This is a genomic window from Polaribacter sp. Z014 (genome assembly GCF_023555435.1).
In the GTDB taxonomy this organism is placed as follows: domain Bacteria; phylum Bacteroidota; class Bacteroidia; order Flavobacteriales; family Flavobacteriaceae; genus Polaribacter.
The window spans coordinates 243,509-266,837 of the sequence record NZ_JALCZP010000002.1; the positions used below are offsets into that span (position 1 = coordinate 243,509).

At 31.1% G+C, this 23,329-nt stretch carries 15 protein-coding genes; 13 read left to right on the forward strand and 2 right to left on the reverse strand.

From position 1 onward, the window contains the following. Window positions 1–261: 261 nt before the first annotated feature. The 9 genes from MPF19_RS04330 to MPF19_RS04370 all read left to right on the forward strand — a co-directional run bounded on the left by MPF19_RS04330 (window position 262) and on the right by MPF19_RS04370 (window position 15,784). Entirely contained in the window at window positions 262–3,207 is a 2,946-nt protein-coding gene (locus MPF19_RS04330; protein WP_208889483.1) for a SusC/RagA family TonB-linked outer membrane protein, read from the forward strand. An 18-nt stretch (window positions 3,208–3,225) separates the two neighbouring features. Continuing rightward, window positions 3,226–4,896: a RagB/SusD family nutrient uptake outer membrane protein gene (locus tag MPF19_RS04335; protein ID WP_249986936.1), complete on the forward strand. Its 1,671-nt coding sequence runs from the start codon at window positions 3,226–3,228 to the stop codon at window positions 4,894–4,896. Between the two features lie 133 nt (window positions 4,897–5,029). Then, window positions 5,030–8,047 (forward strand): glycosyl hydrolase 2 galactose-binding domain-containing protein, encoded by a 3,018-nt coding sequence (locus tag MPF19_RS04340; RefSeq protein WP_249986937.1) that lies wholly within the window; start codon window positions 5,030–5,032, stop codon window positions 8,045–8,047. 29 nt (window positions 8,048–8,076) lie between these two features. After that, window positions 8,077–9,330 carry an Nramp family divalent metal transporter gene (locus tag MPF19_RS04345; RefSeq protein WP_208889480.1) on the forward strand — a complete coding sequence of 418 codons (1,254 nt, stop codon included), beginning with the start codon at window positions 8,077–8,079 and terminating at the stop codon, window positions 9,328–9,330. 4 nt (window positions 9,331–9,334) lie between these two features. Then, a complete protein-coding gene (locus tag MPF19_RS04350; RefSeq protein ID WP_249986938.1) occupies window positions 9,335–10,426 on the forward strand; it encodes a type I phosphomannose isomerase catalytic subunit in 1,092 nt (363 codons plus the stop codon). 1 nt (window position 10,427) lies between these two features. After that, a complete protein-coding gene (locus MPF19_RS04355) occupies window positions 10,428–11,651 on the forward strand; it encodes a hypothetical protein (protein ID WP_208889478.1) in 1,224 nt (407 codons plus the stop codon). Between the two features lie 23 nt (window positions 11,652–11,674). Beyond that, on the forward strand, window positions 11,675–13,486 hold the full coding sequence (locus MPF19_RS04360) for a hypothetical protein (RefSeq protein WP_208889477.1): 1,812 nt from the start codon (window positions 11,675–11,677) through the stop codon (window positions 13,484–13,486). A gap of 33 nt (window positions 13,487–13,519) precedes the next feature. Continuing rightward, window positions 13,520–14,653: a PKD domain-containing protein gene (locus tag MPF19_RS04365; RefSeq protein ID WP_208889476.1), complete on the forward strand. Its 1,134-nt coding sequence runs from the start codon at window positions 13,520–13,522 to the stop codon at window positions 14,651–14,653. Between the two features lie 78 nt (window positions 14,654–14,731). After that, window positions 14,732–15,784 carry a T9SS type A sorting domain-containing protein gene (locus tag MPF19_RS04370; RefSeq protein WP_208889475.1) on the forward strand — a complete coding sequence of 351 codons (1,053 nt, stop codon included), beginning with the start codon at window positions 14,732–14,734 and terminating at the stop codon, window positions 15,782–15,784. Between the two features lie 278 nt (window positions 15,785–16,062). Here MPF19_RS04370 and MPF19_RS04375 read toward each other — a convergent pair whose 3' ends face one another. Further along, complete coding sequence (locus MPF19_RS04375) at window positions 16,063–16,677, reverse strand: carbohydrate-binding family 9-like protein (RefSeq protein WP_249986939.1); 615 nt, start codon at window positions 16,675–16,677, stop codon at window positions 16,063–16,065. An 8-nt stretch (window positions 16,678–16,685) separates the two neighbouring features. Beyond that, the gene (locus MPF19_RS04380) at window positions 16,686–17,732 is read right to left on the reverse strand and encodes a LacI family DNA-binding transcriptional regulator (RefSeq protein ID WP_249986940.1); all 1,047 of its coding nucleotides are present in this window, start codon (window positions 17,730–17,732) and stop codon (window positions 16,686–16,688) included. A 273-nt stretch (window positions 17,733–18,005) separates the two neighbouring features. Here MPF19_RS04380 and MPF19_RS04385 point away from each other — a divergent pair, with 273 nt between their 5' ends. Genes MPF19_RS04385 through nagB form a run of 4 tightly spaced genes read left to right on the forward strand, consistent with a single transcriptional unit; the run spans window position 18,006 to window position 23,321 of the window. Beyond that, a complete protein-coding gene (locus MPF19_RS04385) occupies window positions 18,006–18,926 on the forward strand; it encodes a nucleotidyltransferase family protein (protein ID WP_249986941.1) in 921 nt (306 codons plus the stop codon). Between the two features lies 1 nt (window position 18,927). After that, window positions 18,928–19,992, forward strand: coding sequence for a phosphotransferase enzyme family protein (locus MPF19_RS04390; protein ID WP_249986942.1), 1,065 nt, complete (start codon window positions 18,928–18,930; stop codon window positions 19,990–19,992). Between the two features lie 41 nt (window positions 19,993–20,033). Then, window positions 20,034–21,365: a sugar MFS transporter gene (locus MPF19_RS04395; protein WP_249986943.1), complete on the forward strand. Its 1,332-nt coding sequence runs from the start codon at window positions 20,034–20,036 to the stop codon at window positions 21,363–21,365. A 27-nt stretch (window positions 21,366–21,392) separates the two neighbouring features. Beyond that, a complete protein-coding gene (gene nagB, locus MPF19_RS04400) occupies window positions 21,393–23,321 on the forward strand; it encodes a glucosamine-6-phosphate deaminase (RefSeq protein WP_249986944.1) in 1,929 nt (642 codons plus the stop codon). The last annotated feature ends 8 nt before the right edge of the window (window positions 23,322–23,329 follow it).

Sequence of the window (23,329 nt, forward strand, 5' to 3'; positions counted from 1 at the left end):
GCTAATATAAAAATAATAGATACATTTTTTTTAAAATTTTATAATTATTGTATTACAAATGTTTCATCATGAAACATGTCTGTAATTATGAGCTATAATTGAAAGAATATGAAACATATAGAGGAAAAAAGTATGTATAGTCCATTTACATTTGTTGGGATAAACAGTCTTATTGAAAATTGATATCAAAATATTATTAATTCGAAAATAAGAATTACAGAAAAATTAATTTTATATAAAAACTAAATTAACTAAACAATAATGAAGCTCTATTCAATTTTATCAAAATCAAATTACCTTTTATTGTTCTTGTTCTATTCGCTGGTATGTAGTTCTCAAAACCCAACGGTTAGTGGAGTCATAAAAGCAAGATCAGGAGAACCGTTGCCAGGTGTTAGTGTTGTGGTTAAGGGAACAACTGTAGGAGTTGCCTCTGACTTTGACGGGAATTATTCAATTTCTGTACCAGAAGTATCAACATTAGTCTTTCGTTTTATAGGTTATAAAACTTTAGAAGTAGATGTGTCACTTAAAAAATCTATAAATGTTATAATGGAAGAGGATATTAATTCTCTTGATGAAATTGTTATTGTAGGTTATGGTACGCAAAAGAAAAGTGACATTACGGGTACAGTAGCATCTTTAGATCAAGAAAGATTAGAGTCGGTTCCAAACGTAGATATTTCACAAGCCATTCAAGGTGCAATTCCTGGTATTTCAATAACAACGCTATCATCTGGTGCAGCTCCGAGTAATGATGATACTTCAATTGTAATTAGGGGTAAAAATTCTATTTTAGCAAGTAATGGACCATTGGTTGTTGTTGATGGTGTGCCATATCAAGGTCAACTTAGAGATATAAATCCAAATGACGTAAAATCTTTAGAAATTCTTAAAGATGCATCTTCTGCAGCAATCTATGGATCTCGTGGAGCTAATGGAGTTATTTTAATTACAACAAAAGGAGGTGTAGAAGGTAAAACGGTTATTAAATATGACGGGTATTCTTCTATTCAACAATTGTCAAATTTACCTAACTTAATGGATGGTGAAGAGTTTTATAACTTTAAAAAAGATAGAGATCCTGATGCAATTACGGTTTCAGAGCAAGAGATATACGATAATAAATCTTGGGTTTCTTGGCCTGATATAGCTTTGCGTACTGGTTTTAGTCAAAATCATAACTTATCTGTTTCTGGGGGTTCAAAGAATACAAAATTTTATACTGCTTTTAATTTATTAGATGTAAAAGGAATAGCAAAGAATGATAATTATCAAAGAATTTCTACTAGGGTTAACTTAGATACTAAAATAAACAGCTGGTTAACTTTGGGAACACGCAGTACTTTAACTTTTGGAGATCAAAGTGGTAATTCTGCTAATTTTTCAGATGTTTTTTGGATGAATCCTTTAACAAAGCCATATAATGATGATGGTAGTTTGAATATTTATCCATGGGAAGAAGATACATTTTGGAGTAATCCTTTAGAAGGGGTTTATATGGAAAACACAAATACTTCCACTCAAATTGTTACTAATAACTTTTTAAATATAGAAATACCTTCTATTGAAGGTCTGCAATTTAGATTAAATACAGGGTATAGATATAGAACAACTGATTCAGGAACATATCGTGGAAGAAATACAACGGAAGGTTTTGAGAAGCAAGGTTCTTCAGATGTTAGTCGTCAATATATTAAAAGTTCAACCATAGAAAACATACTTTCTTATAACAAAGATTTAGGAAAACATAGAATAGGTTTAACAGCTGTATATAGTACAGAAGAAAATGAAAGAAGTACCAATAGTTTAAGCGCAGAAGGTTATCCAAATGATATATTAGGTTGGTATGGCTCATCTCAAGCTTCTTTAATAGAACCTTCATATGAGTATAGAAAAACAAACCTTATTTCTCAAATGTTTAGAGCAAATTATGCTTTTAATGATAAGTATTTATTTACGTTTACAGTAAGACGTGATGGTTTTTCTGGATTTGGAGAAGGAAAAAAATGGGGTACTTTCCCATCAGTAGCTCTAGGTTGGAATATTACCAATGAAGATTTCTTTAAAAGTGATATTATCAATAATTTAAAGTTAAGAGGTTCTTGGGGGAGAAATGGAAACCAAGCTGTAGGTGCTTATCAAAGTATAGCAAAGTTTAGAGTTTTCGATAATGTTGTTGGTAATACAACTGCTCCGGGTTATATACCTTCTACTTTAGGTAATCCTAATTTAAGTTGGGAAACAAGTGAGTCTTTTAATATCGGTCTAGATTTTGGTTTACTAAAAAATGGAATTACTGGAGATATAAATTATTATAATACTAATACATCAGATTTATTATTGAACAGATCTATATCACCTGTTCATGGGTTATTTGAAATTACGCAAAACATTGGTGAAACAAATAATAGCGGTATAGAAGTATCCGTTAGTTCAACCAACATTAGAACTGATAATTTTACCTGGTCTACTAGAGGGAATATAGCCTTTGTTAAAAATAAAATTGTATCGTTATATGGTAATCTTGATGAAAACGGAAATGAAATCGATGATCTTGATAATAATTGGTTTATAGGAAAGCCTATTTCAACAAATTATGGTTTTCAATATGATGGCGTTTGGCAAACTGATGAAGCTGATTTAGCTGCTGTATATGGCACTCAACCAGGTTATGTGAAAATTAAAGATGTAAATGGAGATTTTGTTATTAATGGAGATGATAGAGTTGTACAAGGTCAAAGAGATCCTAAAGTAGTATGGGGTTTAACAAATACATTAAATTATAAAAACATAGGATTAAACTTCTTTATTACTGGGGTAAGTGGAAATACGAAATCAAATGATCTTTGGAATACAGATGTATATCAAGGAGTGAGACGAAATACAGTGAATCGTGATTGGTGGACACCAACGAACCCTACAAACACAATTTTTGCTAATGATGAGTTAGCGAGCTCTCAAGGAGGTTTTCAAGCAACACGTTATGAAGACGCCAGCTTCGTTAGACTTAGAGATATCACTTTGTCATATGATTTATCAGACGAGATATTAAAAAAATTGAAGTTAAGTAAATTGAAATTGTACGTTACAGGAAGAAATTTAGTAACAATTACAGATTGGACAGGTACAGATCCTGAACTTGGGAGTCAAAGATCTACACCTCAAGTTAAAGAATATGTTTTAGGATTAAATATTGGATTATAATAAAAACAACTGAATAAAATGAAAACTTTAAATTATAAAATAACATTCATAGCATTATTAATATTAATAACTACAAGTTGTTCAGAAGATATTCTTAATGAAAAAACACCTTCTATAGTAACAGCTAATTCATTATTCTTAGATATTGCAGGGTTTGAGGCTGCATTAAATGGTTTGTATGCTAGAGTAAGAATGGAGAGAGAAGGAAGAGCAACTAATGATAGTGATAGAAGTGCGGATAGAATGCGTGCAGAAATGTTTGTAAGTGGTACAGACAATATGTGTACAAATCATCGTGATGGATGGGGTAGAGTTGCTGAACCTTGGGGTGAAACAAACAATGCCTTTAATGCAGAAATTAAAGGAAATTTTGAATGGCTTTATAGTGTTATTAATTCTTCAAACACAATTATTGGAAGAGCTGAAAATGGGGATGTAAATTGGGGGAGTGATACCAATAATAAAAATCGTGTTATAGGCGAATCTAGAGCAATAAGAGCTTGGGCTTATAGGCATTTAACTTATACTTGGGGAGATGTTCCTTTAACTTTAGAAGAATCTAATGGGGCAGCAATTAAAACAGATTGGGTAAGAACTCCTGTATCAGAAATAAGATTACAAATGGAAGAAGATTTACTTTTTGCTGAAAAGTATGTGCCAGTTTCTCCAGTAGCAGGTAGAATTAGTAAAGGTGCTGTACAACACTATATTTCAGAGCTGTATATACTTTTAAATAATCCTGATGAGGCAATTATATTTGCTGATAAAGTTATTAATACACAGGGTTATTCACTTATTAATCAAAGGTATGGAGTTAAGTCTGGTGAGCCAGGAGTTGCTTTTATGGATATGTTTCATGATGGAAATAGTAATAGGGAGCAAGGAAATACGGAAGCATTATGGGTTTGGCAATGGGAGTTTGCTACAATTGGCGGTGAAGGAAGTAACATGAGACGTTGGCACACTAGTAGATATAATGATATAAAAATTGGAGGTGTTACACCTTTAGAACTTACTGTTGAAAGAGGAGGTAGACCAAGAGCTAGAATGTCTTTGACTAAGTTTGCAATGGATCTTTATGAAGCTGGAGACGATAGATTTACGAACTATGTTATAAGAAAACAATTTACTTTAAAAGATGCTTCACAAAATGTACCAGCTGTAGCTGATAAACTACCAGCAGGATATAATTATGGTGACATCATATATTTAGACTGGAGTAATCCAATTACTAATGCAACAAGAAATAGATTGGATTGGCCTTTTAGTAGAAAATACGAATCTGGAAATGAATCAGATATTACTGCGGGTTATCAATATAATGATCAGGTATATTTAAGATTAGCAGATACTTATCTTCTAAAAGCTGAAGCTCAATTTATGAATGATGATTTTGAAGGAGCAAAAAATACTTTAAATATAATTAGAGAAAGATCTAATGCAACACCTATTACTGCAGCTGATGTAACTATAGATTTTATTTTAGACGAGCGTTCTCGCGAATTAGTTCTTGAGGAGCATAGAAGGTACACACTATTAAGAACAGGTAAGTGGTTAGAAAGAACAAAGTTGCATAATTTTAACGGAGGGGAAAATATTCAAGAAAGAGATAAATTATTACCAATTCCTCAAAGTGTTATTGATGCAAATTTAACAGGTGAGTTTCCTCAAAATCCAGGGTATAACTAGAATTAAAACTTACTTCTAAAGTAGGTTAAATCAACATATTTTTTAAAATTTTTCTGAATTTTTAATTCAGTAGGAGAACTCAACTCAAAAAATAGCTAAACACAAGAACGAAATTAAATTAATAAAACATAAAATGATTAAAAATATAAAACATAAGTGGTTGATTAAAATGTGTTTATGTATTGTGGTTACATTGATTTTTTCTAGACAAGGATATAGTCAAGAAAATAATATAGCACAATATCGTATTGTTACACATTCTTCTTCAATTGATGCAAATCAAACTGGGCATCTTGTTGTAGATGGTAATTCAAAAACCTATTGGGAAGCACATTATAAGGATAAAAACCAATTTCTTTTAATTGATTTAAATTCGAAACAAAAGGCGAATACTCTTACTATTGAATGGGGTGTGAATTTTGCAACAGAATATACGATTTCTATAATTTCTGATCATAAATCAGAAGAGGTTTTTAGTACAGATAATGGTACAGGTGGAAATCAGGTTTTAGATCTTCAAGGAAAGGAAGTTCAGTTTGTAAGAATTGATATTTCTGATGTAAATGATACTGTACGTGGTTGTTCTATAAATGAGGTTGTGGTTCTTGGGCAAAATAACAACAGATTTAAGCTTTCAGAAGTTAATCAAATTTCAGCAAATAATTTATCATTAAACAATTCTAAATGGCGTGTACAATCTACCGCTATGGTGAATGAGAGTGTAGCCGAAATTTCTAATACTGGATATAACGATACAAAATGGATTCCTGCAAAAGTGCCAGGAACTATATTAGGAGATTATTACAATTTTGGTGCATTACCAGATCCATTATATGGAGACAATATGCATCAAATTTCTGATGAATTCTTTTCTGGTAACGATTTTTGGTATCGTACTGAAGTACAATTTTCATCAGAATTAGCAAACAAAAAAATATATTTAAACTTCTCTGGTATTAACTATAAATCAGATATTTATATCAATGGTAAACAATTAGGCCGCATTGAAGGTGGGTTCCTTAGAGGAGAATATGAAGTGTCGGATTTTGTTAATTTAGACAAACCTAATACAATTGCTGTTTTAGTGCATCATAATGATAATTGGGTTTCTGGTACATTTAAAATCTTAAAAAAGAAATTAGGATCTAGAATTTCAAATGGGGATATGTTAGGTCTTGATGGTCCAACTTCATTGGCTTCTGCTGGTTGGAATTGGTTGCCAATTATAAAAGGTAGAAATAATGGTATTTGGAATAATGTAAACTTTAGAGTAGGTGGTAGTATTTCTATAAAAGATCCATGGGTTTCTACAAAGTTTCAATCAAAAGATTTAAAGAAAGCAGATTTAACAATAAGTACAGAGCTTAAAAATTCTTCTTCAAAAGCGATTAATGGAAAATTAATTGCAAGGTTAAATGGTAAAATAAGATTAGAAGTAGCTGTAACGGTTGCTGCTAATGAAACAAAGACAGTTACTCTAGACAAATCTAAGTTCTCTAAATTGTCTATAAAAAAGCCAAAACTTTGGTGGCCAAATGGGTATGGAGAACAAATACTTCAAGATCTTGATTTAGAATTTATTGTTGATGGTAAGATTTCTGATAAGAAAAACATCAAGTATGGTATTCGTGAATTAGAGTATAAAATACAAGAGGGTGTTTTATTTATCTACTGTAATAATACGAGAATTTTACTGAAAGGTGGAAACTGGGGATTACCAGAAGCAATGATGCGTATGGATTACGCTGGGTATGATTTACGTGTTAAATTACATAAAGATGCTAATTTTAATATGATTCGTAACTGGATTGGTATGACAAATCACGAAGAATTTTACCAAGCTTGTGATAAATATGGCGTTTTAATATTTGATGATTTTTGGTTAGCAAATCCTAAAAATGGTCCAAATCCAAATAATTTAGACTTGTTTATGGAAAACGCTAAGGATAAAATTAAATGGGTACGTAAACACCCATCATTAGCTTTTTACTGTGGTCGTAATGAAGGGATTCCTTTATTAGAATATGATCAAGCTATGAAAAAGCAAACAGAATTATTAGATGGTACGCGTCATTATGTTCAAAATTCTGCAGCAGGAACTTTAAGTGGTTATGGTCCTTATGAAGTAAAAACGCCAGAGTGGTATTTTAAAAGAAGAGGAGCAACATTACATAGTGAGATCGGAATTATTGCGATCCCTGAGATTGAGAGTTTACGTAAAATGATGCCTAAAAAAGATTTATGGCCAATTAGCGATATGTGGTCTGTTCATAATTATCAAGATTCTAGATCACACAAGTATACAGATGATTTAGAGGAAAGGTACGGAAAAGCTACAAGTGCAGTAGATTATAGTAACAAAGCGCAGTTGTTAAATTATGAAACGGGTAAGGCAATGTTTGAAACGCTTCAATCAAAGCAAGGAAGTGGAATGATTTTATGGATGAGTCAATCTGCGTGGCCTTCTTTAATTTGTCAATTATATGATCATTATTTAGAATATACAGCTTCTTATTTTGCAGTTAAGAAAGGATCTTCAAACATTCATGCTTTTTGGGATATTGACAGAAATGAAATTCGTGTAGCAAATAACACGAGAGAAGATATTAAGAAAGCGACGATAAAAGCAACCATTTTTGATGCTCAAGGAAACGTGGTTTGGAGCCAAGAAAAGCCAATTAGTATAACTTCTACTTCCGTGAAAACATCATTTCCATTAGTACATACTCCGGCTGATAAAGTACTGTATTTAAAATTGGAGTTAACAAGAAAAGGAAAGGTATTAAGCGATAACTTTTATTGGTTAGAGAACAAGAATAAAAATTGTTTAGATCTAAATGATTTACCGAAAGCTGATATTAAATTAAATATAGTTGAGTCTTCTGAAAATAACTTTTATACAGCTAAAATTAAATTAACAAATAGCTCTGGTAACATTTCATTATTGAATAAAATCAAATTGAAAGATAAAGTTACTGGAGAAAGTATTCTTCCGGTTCATTTTGACGATGACTATGTTTCTCTACTTCCTAACGAAGTAAAAACAATCAATATTAAGGTTGATAAAAAGTATTTAAAGAACAAAAATGTAGAAATGCATTTGGAAGGATGGAATACAAAAGGATTAAAATTAGATATCAATAAAAAGTAGCGGTAACACCTACAAAATAAATAAAAATTATGAAACAAACCAATAAAAGCAAGTTTGCAAAATGGTTGGCTTTATTTCTTCCGGGTATCTTTTTACTTGGTTTAAATATCGGAACAGGTAGTGTGACTACCATGGCAAAAGCAGGAGCTGAATACGGAATGTCACTACTTTGGACAGTCATTGCTTCTTGTTTAACAACCTATTTTATGATAAACTTATACGGTAAGTTTACATTAGTAACAGGAGAAACAGCTTTGCAAGCTTTTAGAAAACACATTCACCCAGGTGTTGGTATCTTTTTTATAGTTGCCTTAACCATAGGTGTCTGTGGAAGTGTAATGGGCGTAATGGGTATCGTATCAGATATTTGTTTCGAATGGTCTAAAGGTGCTGTTGAAGGAGGTATTTCTCCAATCTATTTTGCATCTGCTTTTATAGCGATGGTGTATTTTATTTTTTGGAATGGAAAAACGCAATTTTTTGAAAGAGCATTAGCTGTAATTGTGGCAATTATGTCAGCAAGTTTCTTGCTTAACTTTTTTATCATGATGCCACCTCCAATGGATATTATTAGAGGATTAATTCCAAATATACCTGAAAGTTTAGATGCAGATAAAAGTCCGTTTTTAATAATAGCTTCTTTGGTAGGAACCACTGTTTTTTCTGGTTTATTTATCATTAGAACAACTTTAGTAAAAGAAGCTGGTTGGAAAATAACGGATTTAAAAAAGCAAAGTAATGATGCTATTGTGTCTGTAGTATTAATGTTTATTATTAGTGCTTCTATTATGGCAGCTGCTGCAGGTACACTTTTTATTGAAGGTATTGGTTTATCAACTGCATCTCAAATGATTAGCATATTAGAGCCGTTAGCAGGAACTTTCGCTACATCTTTGTTTGCAATCGGTATTATTTCTGCAGGTGTTTCTTCTCAATTTCCAAACATTTTAATGTTGCCTTGGTTAATCTGTGACTATAACAATTCAGATAGAAACATGACTTTACCTAAGTACAGAATAATGGTTCTTTTAATTTCATTATTAGGTTTAGTAGTACCCGTTTTTAATGCACAACCCATATTTGTAATGGTTGTTTCACAAGTTTTTAACGCTGTTATTTTACCTGTTACAGTTTTAGGAATTATGTACTTGAGTAATAGGGCGGATTTAATGGGAGTTCACAAAAACAAACCATTAGAGAATGCTTTTTTAGGACTAATATTATTGTTTTCATTATACACTTCGTTTATAGGAATTACAGGAGTTATTCAAATTTTTAGTTAAGATTATGGAAGATTTACAAAAAATCGCACACGTACCTTTAAAACAAGTCAATAATAGAGTTTGGCGCACCTATGGTGGTGGAGCTTTAATTGATAAATGGAAAAGAGATACTCCTGAAAAAGATGGTAGTATGCCAGAAGAATGGATTATGTCTACTATTACTGCAAGAGGAAAAGGGCGCCCAGAAGAGGAAGGACTCTCATTATTAAATACGCCAAATGGTTTAAAATCATTGAAAGAATTAGTGGAGTCTAATAAAGAACTTTACTTAGGGAAAAAGTTAGCTGATAAATTTGGAACTACGGGTGTTTTAATCAAAATGTTAGATTCAAATGAACGATTAACGATTCAAGTACATCCAGATAAAGAATACGCAAAAACGAAGTTGAATTCTAATTTCGGAAAAACGGAATCTTGGTATGTATTAAACAACAGAGAAATAGATGGTGAAAAGAGTGTTGTTTATATGGGCTTTAAAGAAGGCGTTACAAAGGCAATTTGGAAGGAACACTTTTTAAATCAAAATATTGAAGGGATGCTAAATTGCCTTCATAAAATTGAAGTAAAACCTGGTGATGCATTTATGATTTATGGTGGTGTACCACATGCTATTGGAAGTGGTTGTTTCTTGATGGAAGTTCAAGAACCTACAGATTATACAATGAGAGTTGAAAAAATAACTCCAAAAGGTTTAACTATTTCTGATGAATTAATTCATCAAGGTGTAGGAGAAGAAATGATGCTAGAATGTTTTCACTATGATTTTTATTCATATGAAGAAGCGATGAAGCTTTGGAAAGTAACACCTAAAGTTATTGATAAATCAGATAATCATAATTTAAATTCAATTTTTAACGAAACGCATACAGATTGCTTTGGTTTGAAAGAACTTGATTTAGATGGTGAGTATACTTTAAAAGGAAATGATAGTTTTTATGTAGCAGTTATTTATTATGGAGAAGGAACTATTTTATGCAATGGAGAAGAATATGAATTTAAGCAAGGTGATGAGATTTTTCTATCAGCAGCAATAAATGAAGTTACCTATAAATCAAAAATAGCATCAAAAATTTTACTCTGTTATCCACCAAGTTAAAATGAAGAAAGTAATTTTCATATCATTCTTATTAACACTAACGCATTTTGTAAATGCGCAAGATTTTGTGTCAAATAATTTATCCGATGAACAAATATTAGGATTGATTGAAAAGCACAGACCATCTAAAGGAGGTAAAATTCCATCCAATTTAAAATATAGATTAGGAGCAACTCATGTAAACGGACAATATCATTTAACAGATGAACCTTTTATTATTGAAGGTGCTAAAAAAGTACAAGAGTTAGGATATGGTATTTTAAAGTTATGGTTTTATAAAGCAAATGGTCAAGCACATGGTTATAAATACAACTCAGATTGGAATTTAACCCAAACTATGACCTTAAAAGAATTGGCTAATCATAAATATTATGATGAAGTTTTTAAGATGCCCTTTAAAGTTTTTGCTCTAAATATTAAAGATGGATACGGAAAAGCATCTACAGAAGATCAAACAGAAAACTTAAATCGTGTAGAAAAAGAATTTTATGATTTAACAACTCATTTTCTTACTAAATATAAAGACAGAGAAGTCTCATTTATACTTTCAAATTGGGAAGGTGATTGGATGCTACGAGGGGGGACAAGTGCAAAAAGCAAATGGCGAAAAGATTCAGTTTCACCAAATGCACCAGTAAGAGTAAAAAATATGATTGATTGGGTTAAGGCACGCCAAAAAGGAGTTAGTCGAGCTCGAAATAATTTTCAGGATTCAAAATGTAAAGTTTACAATGCAGTTGAGGTAAATAAAGTTTATGATGGTATTCTTCATAGTATGCCTTCAATTACAACTAGTGTTTTACCTCATGTAAAAGTAGATATGGTAGCATGGTCTGCTTATGATGGAAAATCTGAAGATGGCATAAAAATGTATAAAGGGGTTGATTATTTAAGACATTATATGAATCCTACAGCTTATATGAAAGGTGAAAAATTTGTATTTATTGGTGAAATAAATGAGCATGAAAACAGAAATAATAGAACTAAAGAATATGTTCAGAATTTTACAGATGTGATAATGGGCGTTTATTTGGCGCAAAAAATACCTTATATATTTTATTGGGAGTTATATTCAAATGACACAAAAAAAGGATCTAAAAAACAAGATAGAGTTCTTAAATATGAGGAGTTAGCAGGTAATTGGTTAATTCGTCCAGATGGGTCATTTGGTTGGGCACAAGAGTATTTTAATGTTCTTTTAGAAAGATCAAAAAGCCAAAATTAAACTTATAAAAATAAATACATAGAATGAAGAAATATTTAGTTTTAATTATAATACTACTATCCTTTGGGAATATGTTTTCCCAATCCTTTAATTGGACTGTAGATGCAAATGGAATGTACAGAAATGGTACTCCTTTCTTTTTAAACGGACAATCTTGGGCAAAAGCTACACCTTTTACTGATGGTCAACAAACTAATAGTGAAGCTTTAGTAAAAGAAAAACTTTCGGAATTAAGTGCTATTGGTGTTAATACCTTACGTATTTATGGAAGTCCAGATGACAGTAAATGGGGTAATTCTTATTTTGAAAATTATGCTAATTTAATAAAATGGATAGAAGAATGGAATGTAGCAAACCCAGATGGAGGGAATCCTAATAAAGCGATGCATTATATGGTGCAAATCAATCCAGAAGATAATATATCAGACCTTTCTGATGACTTACCAACAAATGATGCCGCATCATTTGCACGAGCTATAAGTGACACTTCTCATAAAGGAAGTGTGGCAAGTTTAATTAATACAATTAATACTGCTGCAGGTACAGATGGAAGTAAGTATTTAATGGGATATTTAATGTATCACGAATTAAATGTTTCATCAAAATATGCCTCTTGGTATAATGAAATAGGAGCTCAAGGAATAGAAGATTTTATGAATGCTGCCGCAGATGCAATTCATAATACATATGCACCAGGTAAACTTGTTTCTCATACAGGAGATGCTAAAGATTCTGGAAATGGAATATCTGTAAATTTATACCAGGAACTTGAGAATTTAGATTCAGAAGATGGTAATGTATTTGAGAATTTTGATTTATTAGGATTCAATCTCTATATATCTACAGATGCAATCTTAAAAAAGAATTCTTATTATAAAAGGATTGTTCATCGTCGTGGCATTAGTGTAAATAGCAATCGTGGTTGGTATGTAGGAGAAACAGGAGCGTCTTATGATAGAGATGCAAACTCAAGTAGTGTAGCTGCAGCAAACTATGAAAATCATGAAGGAGCAGCCAATTTAGAGATTATGTTTCATAAAACTAAAGAGTTAGGAAACCTCATAGGATTTATGCTTTTTACGGTACAAGATAATGATACGGATTTGGCAATAAGTAGTGTCATAAAACAAAGAGGGCATTATGATTTCTACGGAGATAAGAAGTTTTTATACTATATCTATAAAGATATTCTAATTGATCAGGTTTCAACAAACAACCGTTTTCATTCTACTGATGATCATGAAGTTGGTGTAACTATTGAAGAAAGTACAAGTAATTATTCTATCACTTTTCAATTTAAAAACAAAACAACTTCAGATAAAGAGTTTTTCTGGTCTATACATGGGGATCAAGGTTCTGGGAGTCAGCGTTTTTCTAAGTTAGAAGAAGAAAGTTATTTAATGTTAAATGCAGGAGAGCAAACAAGTTTTACAAAAACAATAGTAAAGCCTAGTAGTAATGTTCTTTTTGCAGTTTCAGCTTCAGTAATAAAAGAGAAAACCCCGGATAATCAATATTTCTACGGGAGAGAGCATGTGTTTAGCGATGCTATTAGTACTGTAGCAGGCTTAAACTTAAATGTAAATAATTTTCCATTATCTATTAAAGATTTTAGTATAAATCATAATCAAAATTTAAAATCTGGGTTGATAATAGTTACTGAGAATAATGGTTTTAGAACACCAGAAGGTTCTTGGGAAATCATTCTTTATTCATTGAAAGGATCCGAAATGTTCAGAAAAAAATTACATAAATCACAAATATTAAATTGGAGTGAATTGCTTCCAGGTATTAGTATACATACTTTATTAGCCTATAAATTAAAACGAAATTAAACTAGCGAAATATTAAACCTAAATTATTAAATAATGAAAAACTATATTAAAATAAAAAAAGTAAGATTATTCTTTTCAAGAAACTTGATGTTCTTTTTTCTAATGATAAGTCTCTTATTAGTAAGTTCTTGTGAAGATGATAGTGAAGCTGCACCAGAAGCGTCTTTTACTTTTATAACGGATGATGACAGAGTTGTTACTATTACAAATACATCAATAAATGCAGAGCAATATTATTGGAATTTTGGAGAAGTAGGTTCAGCTATTTCAGAAGAAGAAAGTCCAACTTTTACATACGCATCAGATGGTACTTTTAAAATTGCTTTGAGTGCAGTTGGATTAGGTGGTGTGCATCAAATAGTACAGGATGTTACCGTTGAAGAAATTATTCCTCCTGGAATTCCTGTTCCAAAGTATAAGCTAATTACTGATAATCTAAGTTCAAACTTTGAAAACTTAACAAACCTAAATGATGCAGATACATTTACTTGGGATTTTGGTGATGGTAATCAATCAAGTGATGCTAGTCCAACTCATAGTTATGCAGACGCTGGTAGGTACGAAGTTACATTTACGGCTGCAGGTCCATTAGGTTCTTCCGTATTAGTAGATAGTGTATTTGTTTCAAAAGAACTTAAAATAAACAATGGTACTTGGGATGATGAGCCTGTGAAAAATGATAATAGAATAGCTTGGAGAAATACCGCTTTGGAGAAATTAGCAGATGGTGTTTTTGGAGACTCAGACTATTATGCCAAAGCGACTAGTAGCAATAATCATACAGTTGGGGGAAGTTATGCTGCAAATTTAACAACAAATAATTCATCTTCTAAGCCAAGACGTTGGTTATATCAAGACATTATCGTTTCTCCAAATGCAAGTTATACAATAACTTTTTGGATGAAACAGAAACCTGATGCAGGTTGTGCTACGTATGCCAATATTTATGAAGATCATTTTGATGCACCAGAATTTATAGATGTATCAGAGAAAATAATCGCATCACAAACGTATGATGATGCTACAGGAAGTTCTACTGCAGAATGGATAGAGCAACAAATAACATTTGAAACAGGTTCAAGTAGTGAAATTGTCTTTTTTATGACAAACGATTTTACGGCTTCAGAACAAGCTTATTATGACGACTTTACAATTGTGAAGAACTAGAAAATAATAAAATCCACTTTTTATATTATAAAAAGTGGATATATATAAATTAATTATTAATACTTAAATCACATAATTATGAGAATAAAATTATTTTTAACAGTACTATTTACCACATTACTATCTTTTGGGCAAGATTTGTCTAAGTTACCTGTATATGAGGGTTTTGATTACACAGAGGGAACTACTTTATTAGATTCAGATGCAAAGACTGGGCAAGGGGCTTGGACTGAAAATGATTATGGAAGTACAAAGAATCCTTCTGTAATTGCTTCACCATTTACTAGTTATGCTGGTTTACCTGCATTTACAGGAAATGCAATTCAAATTAAAGGAGGAACTAATGATCCTTTATTATATTTTGAACCAGTAACTGAAGATGATGGCGTAAATTTATATGCTTCTTGTATCATTAAAGTTACAGATATGACTTCTTTATCAGGAACGGCAAAAGATTATTTCTTTACGTTGTCAGGGTCTGGTACTGGAGGGTATGGTGCTGCACTTTATTTTTCACAAATTGATGCGACTACCTTTAATCTTGGTATAAATGAGAGCAATACTTCTGGTGAAGCTACAATTTATACGGGTGCTACTTTTACTGAAAATGTAGATGAAATATTTGTTGTTATAAAATATGAATTTAACAAGGACGGAAATTCAGTTGCTCATTTATTTGTGAATCCAACGATTAATGGTACTACTGAACCATCTGCTACTTCGGATACGAGTTCTATAACCTTAGAAAATGAATCTAATAAATCATCTTTTACGGCTTTAAAAATAAATGCCAATTCTAATTCTAAAACTCCTGCAATGGCTATTGATGAAATTAGAATAGGAACTTCTTGGGCAGATGTTACGACTTCAAGTACTTTAAATATACCTCAAAAAGAGTTGGTTAATTTTAATGTGTACCCTAACCCAGCAAATAATTATATCAATATAGATTCAAAAAAAGAAAAAATTGCCTCTGTTGATATAATTAATGTTTTAGGTAAACGAGTTTTATCTCAAAAAAGTATAATTAATAATCGTTTAGATATTTCTTCTCTAAAAAAAGGGATTTATATTATGAAAGTAAAAAGTATTGAAAACAACACTATTACGAAACGATTAATTATCAATTAGTAAGTTATTTTATAAAACTAACTTTCATTTTAACTAACTTCTAGATATCTAGGAGTTAGTTTTTTTTAATAAGAAAACAAATTTACTTCCCAATACAATATGTAATAATCCTTTTGTTTAAAGAGGGTTAAGTGTGTTGGGGTGGAGTAGTGGTGTAGTGTTTTGTCTTCTTTTGATTGATTTAGTCAAGTAAAAGAAGAAAAATATAAAATTATAGGTTTCAAAAATAGTTATATACTAAATATAAATAGAGTTATTTTATTTTGAATATTTCATTTTTATTCTAATTTTAAAATCCCAAAAGAGGTTGGTGTATGAAAATTTGGTTCATCTGTTCCAGGGTTTACCCAAGTAATCCAAGTAGGTTTAAACGTATTATCTTCCTGTTTTTTATATTTTGCCCTATATATCCCTGTTTCTATAACACCTTTTTTGATCAAATTTAAGTTGTTTAATGATTTAATAGAAATTTTAATTTCTATAATATAATGATTTTGTTTTACTGATGATTTTACATCTATATCCTTTAAAGGCCAGTTCCAATTAAAATTGAAATCTTTATTTGGTAGTGATTTAAAATCCATAATTCTAGATTTTGAATCTATTTCTAGGCAATAATAAGGGGTTAGAGAAGCGTCACATCTAAAAAATAATTCTACTCTGTCAGAATTATTGATACTATCGTTTTTATCTTCTGAAACATGAATATGTGTCTGATGATCATTTACCTTAAATTGGAAAAAAATATATTCAGAATTATGAACAGCTTTAAATTCAGTTTTTTTTATAAATTCACTATCCCAAGGAGATGAGAAATCAATTAAAGAGTTTGCTTTTTGCCAAATTAAATTATTGGTTTTACCCTCTATAAGTTTTACCGTGTATGTTTTCAAATTTTTAATTATTGTTTTCCTATATAAGTATCTAAATTCTCTGAAGTAATTATATCTATAGGTAATAAGCTTTTAGCAGGTATTGGTTTTTCAAAAAGAAAATACTCTACTAAGTAGGTTATACCTAAATATACTTGTTTTCTAGGATTTTGATGAATCAAAAATTGAATGATATCTTTCTTTAGATAGTAGATGTTTTCATCTAATAAATCATATCCAATTATTTTGATGTTTTTAATCTTTTGTTCTTCAATATATTCAGAAACTTTATGAATTTTAGAGGTTGTTACAAATATGCCTACAAGATTAGTTGATTCCTTAAAAAGAGTTTCTAATTTATTAGCGATTTCACTTTGCTTAAAATAATATGTTTCTATGTTGTAATCCGTATTTTTAAATTCTTTAAAATAATTTCTAAATCCTTTCTCTTTCTCCTGCATATGTATTGCATTGTTATAATCTTCATCAATATGAATTATAGCAATAGTAGAAGGTTTAGTTATCAACATTCTTAATAAACTAGCAGCAATTCTTCCACTTTTAAATAAATCTTGCCCAACAAAGTTCTTTGTGTTTTCAATTTCTAATTGATTGTTAAATTTACTTACAATAATTTTTTTGCTAACATAGTTTCTAACAATCTTCACTGTTTCTTTATAAAAAAGAGGAGCTAATAATACAGCATCAGGAGCCGCATCTAAAACATTATTATTAACATCAATAAAGGATTGAGTGTCTGTTGGATTAAAAAAAAAGGGTTCTATAACTACTCCAAAGTTGGTAAATTCATTAATGGCTTCATTGATTCCTTCATTACAGGGAAACCAAAAGTAATCTTCATGGAAATCAGGTATAACAACACAAATATGATAATCTTTAGTCTTTTTTAAGCTTCTAGCAAGTAAATTAGGTTTGTAATTTAGCTCTTTTAAAACCTTATTTACTTTTTCCAATGCTTTAGTAGAAACTTTACCTCTTTCATGAATTACTCTGTCTACTGTGCCTTTTGATACTCCTGCTAATTCTGCAATATCTTTAATAGTTGGTGTTTTCATTGTTACAAATATAAAACTAAAGTTTAATAATTGTGTGTTCGAGCACATTTAAATAAAAAAAAAGCATTTTTTTTTATTTAGTTATTGTTTTAAAAAAGTCTTTACTAGTATGGCTTTAAGTAATTTTATAGTTCCATAAATTCTTGAAATAAAAATGTGTACGAGCACATTTTAAGTCAAATTACTTGTTGCTACTAATAATAAAATATATATTTGCTTCATTGAAATACAAATTTACACTCTAAAATAGTAATTAAAGTCGCTTTAAATCATATGGATACAAATAAAACAAACAAACCTACATTAGTCATTTTAGCAGCAGGAATGGGAAGTCGTTACGGAGGCTTAAAACAAATGGATAGTTTTACTAAAGAAGGAGATACCATTATAGATTTTTCTCTTTTTGATGCAATTCAGGCAGGTTTTGGTAAAGTGGTTTTTATTATTCGTAAAAGTTTTGAAAAAGAATTTAAAGCTATTTTCAACACAAAATTGGCTGGTAAAATAGCCATAGAATATGTGTTTCAAGAATTAGAGAATGTGCCAGAAAAATACAGAAACCCAGAAAGAGTAAAACCTTGGGGAACAGGGCATGCTTTATTAATGGCCAAAGAGGTGGTAAAAGAAAATTTTGCCATTATAAATGCCGATGATTTTTACAGCAGACAAGCTTTTGATGTTATTGCAGAGCAACTAAGAAATACAGATAAAAATAGCTATGATTTTAGTATGGTAGCTTATTCTTTAAAAAATACGGTTTCAGAAAACGGCTATGTCTCTAGAGGAGAATGTACAGTTAATGAAAATGGTTTTTTAACTGATGTTACAGAAAGAGTACGAATAGAAAAAATAGATGGTGTTCTAAAAAGCGAAGATAACAACGGGAACATGTGTCCTATTGATGAAAACACCACTGTTTCTATGAATTTTTGGGGTTTTACCCCTAAATGTTTTGAGTTTGGAGATGCTTTATTTTTAGAGTTTTTGGAAAATAATAAAACCAACTTAAAAGCAGAGTTCTATTTACCAACTATCGTAAATAAAATGTTAGAAAGTAAAAAAACCTCAGTAAAAGTATTGGAATCCAACTCTAAATGGTTTGGTGTTACCTATAGTGATGATAAAGAAAAAGCCCAATTAGAGATTAATAAACTGAAAGAAAACGAAGTGTATCCAACAAAATTATGGAACTAATATGAAAGCAGAAACCATCATCTCTATTTTTAATGAATTCAACCATCAATTTAATTATAAAAGTCATTCAGAATTAAACTCTGGGCATATTAATGATACTTTTTTAGTAAAAACAGATGGAGATACTAATTACATACTACAAAGGATTAATCAGGTTGTTTTTAAAGATGTTCCTGGCTTGGTAAACAACAAAGTATTAACGAGCAATCACATAAAAAGCAAATTCACTGAGATCTTAGACGAAGCACTAAATAAAACCGTTTTAAGTTTTGTAAAAGCAAAAAACAGTGATTTCTATTATCATAAAGAAAATGGAAACTTCTGGAATGTGATGATTTTTATTGATAACAGTGTAACACACGAAATAGTAAAAGACGAAGAAATTGCCTTTGAAGGCGGAAAACTTCTAGGAGACTTTTTAAACTTAACATCAGACTTTGACAGCAGTCTATTAATAGATGTGATTCCTAATTTTCATAACATGAATTTCCGTTATAGACAATACGCATCTTCTATACAAAGTGCCTCTAAAAGTCGCTTAATAAAAGCAGCGAAATACATACAAATAGTTATCGACTTAAAAGAGGAAATGCATACTCTTCAAAATTTAAAAGATGCCGGTAAAATTCCGATTAGAGTTACGCATAATGATACTAAAATATCTAATTCTCTTTTTACAAAAGATAACAAAGGTATTTGTATGATTGATACAGATACGGTAATGCCAGGAATTATTCATTATGATTTTGGCGACGCCATTAGAACCATTTGTAATACAGCTGCAGAAGATGAAATAGACTTGTCTAAAGTAGCATTTAACTTAAGATATTATAAAGCATACGAAAAAGGGTTTTTAGAAAAAACGAAAGATTCATTGACGTTAACAGAATTAAAATATTTGCCTTTAGCAGCAAAAACAATGATTTTTATAATGGCATTGCGTTTTTTAACAGATTATTTAAATAATGATATTTATTATAAAACCGAGTATGAAGATCACAATTTAGACAGAGCAAAAAATCAATTTAAATTGATAGAGAGTTTTTCTGAAAAAATAAGCATCTAAGTAATTAAATTAACCAAATTATCCATTAAAACTTATTATACATGTCTAATCAACAATCTTTATCAAAAACAAACTATACAATTCCAATTGCAATAATAGCAGGATTATTTTCTATTTTTGGTTTTGTTACTTGGATTAACGGTGCCTTAATTCCGTTTATGAAAACTTTAAATGAGTTAACTGAAGCACAATCTTACATGGTAGCTTCCGCATCTTATATCTCTTTTGTAGTGATGGCACTACCATCCTCTTATATCATAGGAAAAATAGGTTATAAAAAAGGGATGTCTTTAGGTTTAACAATTATGGCTATTGGTGCATTGGTATTTATTCCTGCAGCTGAAGCACAAACTTATTGGTTGTTTTTAACAGCAATATTTATTCAAGGAACAGGAATGACCTTGTGCCAAACAGCTGCTAATCCATATATTACAATTATAGGACCTATTGAGAGTGGAGCAAAACGTATGGCGTTAATGGGTATTGCAAACAAAAGTGCAGGTGCTTTAGGTTCTTTAGTGTTTGGTGCGCTGTTATTATCTGGAATTGATGAAGTTAAAGAAAAAATAGGAACCGCTTCTGCCATAGAAAAAGAACAACTATTAGCTACCATGGCAGATAGTGTGGTTACTCCTTATATTGTAATGGCAATTGTATTATTTATTTTTGCCATCTTGATAAGAAAAGCACCCTTACCAGAAGTTGAAGCAACCGAAGAAACTAAAGGTGAAGTTAAAAATGATGAAACTACAAAAACAAGTATCTTTCAATTTCCGCATCTTTGGTTAGGAGTACTTACCTTATTTGTATATGTTGGTGCAGAAGTTATTGCCGGAGATTCTATTATCTCGTATGGATTATCTTTAGGAATACCAGCCGCAGATGCAAAATTCTTTACATTATTTACACTATCTGCAATGGTAGTTACGTATGCATTAGGAGTATTTCTTATACCAAAATACCTTAAACAAGACACAGCTCTAAAAATAAGTGCCATTCTTGGTATTATTTTTAGTATTTGCATCCTATCAACTACCGGTTTTACCTCTGTACTTTTTGTTGCGTCTCTAGGTATTGCAAATGCTTTGGTTTGGCCTGCAATTTGGCCATTAACCTTAGATGGTTTGGGTAAATTTACTAAAACAGCATCTGCTTTATTAATTATGGCAATTGCTGGTGGAGCCGTTATTCTACCATTGTATGGGAAATTAGTAGACTCTGGAAAACACCAATTAATAACAAGCGGATTAGAAGAGGCAGAAGCAATAGCAACAGCTTCTACAAATAGTTATTGGATCTTAATACCTTGTTATGCCATGGTACTGTTTTTTGCAGTATGGGGACACAAAATTAAAAACTGGACTAAAAAATAAAACTACCTAAATAACAAACTACATATTATGTTAAAAAGTACTATAGACAAAGCAACAGGTTTCGAAAAAAGATTCGAAAACATTGGAACCATCGTTTATGAAGACTCTACTTCAGCCTCTAAATCAATTGCACAAGAAATTGCAAAACTTATTAATGTAAAACAATCGCAAAGACAACCTTGTATATTGGGTTTAGCAACAGGTTCTTCTCCAAAAGGTTTGTATGCAGAATTGGTCAGATTACATAAAGAAGAAGGTTTAAGTTTTAAGAACGTAGTATCTTTTAATTTAGATGAATACTACCCAATGGAGCCAGATTCTATAAATAGTTACGTTCGTTTTATGCAAGAACAATTGTTTAATCACATAGATATTTTACCTGAAAACTGCCATGTGCCTGATGGGACCTTATCTAAAAAAGAAATTAGAGATTATTGCGATCAATATGAAGCAAAAATAGAGGCTTTAGGAGGTATCGATTTGCAAATTTTAGGAATTGGTGGTAATGGTCATATTGGATTTAACGAATCTGGTTCACTTCAAAATTCTAAAACAAGACTGGTTGCTTTAGACCATATTACAAGAGTTGCTGCAAGCGGAGATTTTTCTGGTTTAGAAAACACACCAAGAACAGCAATTACCTTAGGTGTTAAAAAAATAATGGAAGCTAAAAGAGTTATTTTAATGGCTTGGGGAGAAAGTAAATCTGATATTATAAAAGCATCTGTTGAAGCATCAGTTACCAACGCTGTTCCTGCATCTTATTTACAAGAACATAGAAATGCTACTTTTATTTTAGATCAAGCAGCAGCTTCTAAATTAACAAGAATCAATACACCTTGGTTGGTAGAAAATATTACCTGGACAGATCAACTTATTCGTAAAGCTGTTTTAAGTTTGGCTCTTTATTTAAAGAAACCAATCTTAATGTTAACAGATGCTGATTATATAGAAAACGGAATGAGTGACTTGCTCGCAGATTCTGGTCCAGCATACGACATCAACATAAAAATTTTTAACAAATTACAAAACACTATTACAGGTTGGCCAGGAGGAAAACCAAATTCAGACGATAGTAAAAGACCAGAAAGAGCAGAACCTGCAAAAAAACGTGTGTTAATTTTTAGCCCGCATCCAGATGATGATGTGATTAGCATGGGAGGTACTTTTAAAAGATTACAAGAGCAAGGGCACGAAGTACATATTGGGTATCAAACCTCTGGTAATATTGCGGTTGTAGATGAGGAAGCATTGCGTTTTGCTCGTTTTGTATGTGATTATAATGACAAATTTGGAATGGATAATTCTGATGCCAACGCTATTTACAAGAAGGCCGTAGATTTTTTAAAGAATAAAAAATCTAGTGAAATAGACATTCCAGAAGTTAGATATATTAAAGGATTAATTAGAAAAGGAGAAGCAAGAGCTGCAAGTCATTATATAGGATTGCCAGATACTCATATCCATTTTATGGAATTGCCTTTTTATGAAACTGGTGCTATTAAAAAGAATCCTATTGGCGTTGGAGATGTACAAATTACAGCAGATTTAATAGAAAAAGTTAAGCCCCATCAAATCTTTGCAGCAGGAGATTTAGCCGATCCACATGGAACTCATAAAGTTTGTTTAGATGCAATTTTTTCTGCTGTAAAAGAGCTAAAACCAAAAAAGTTTATGAAAGATTGTTGGGTTTGGTTGTATAGAGGTGCATGGCAAGAATGGGGAATTGATGAAATAGAAATGGCTGTACCAATGGGGCCAGATCAAGTTCTAGAAAAGAGAAAAGCAATTTTTAAACATCAATCTCAAAAAGACGGTGTTGTTTTTCTGGGAGCAGATAGTAGAGAATTTTGGCAACGGGCAGAAGACAGGAATAGCGAAACTGCAGAATTATATAACCAATTAGGGTTGTCTCATTACGCCGCAATGGAAGCTTTTGTAAGATGGCATTTTTAAGAACCTTT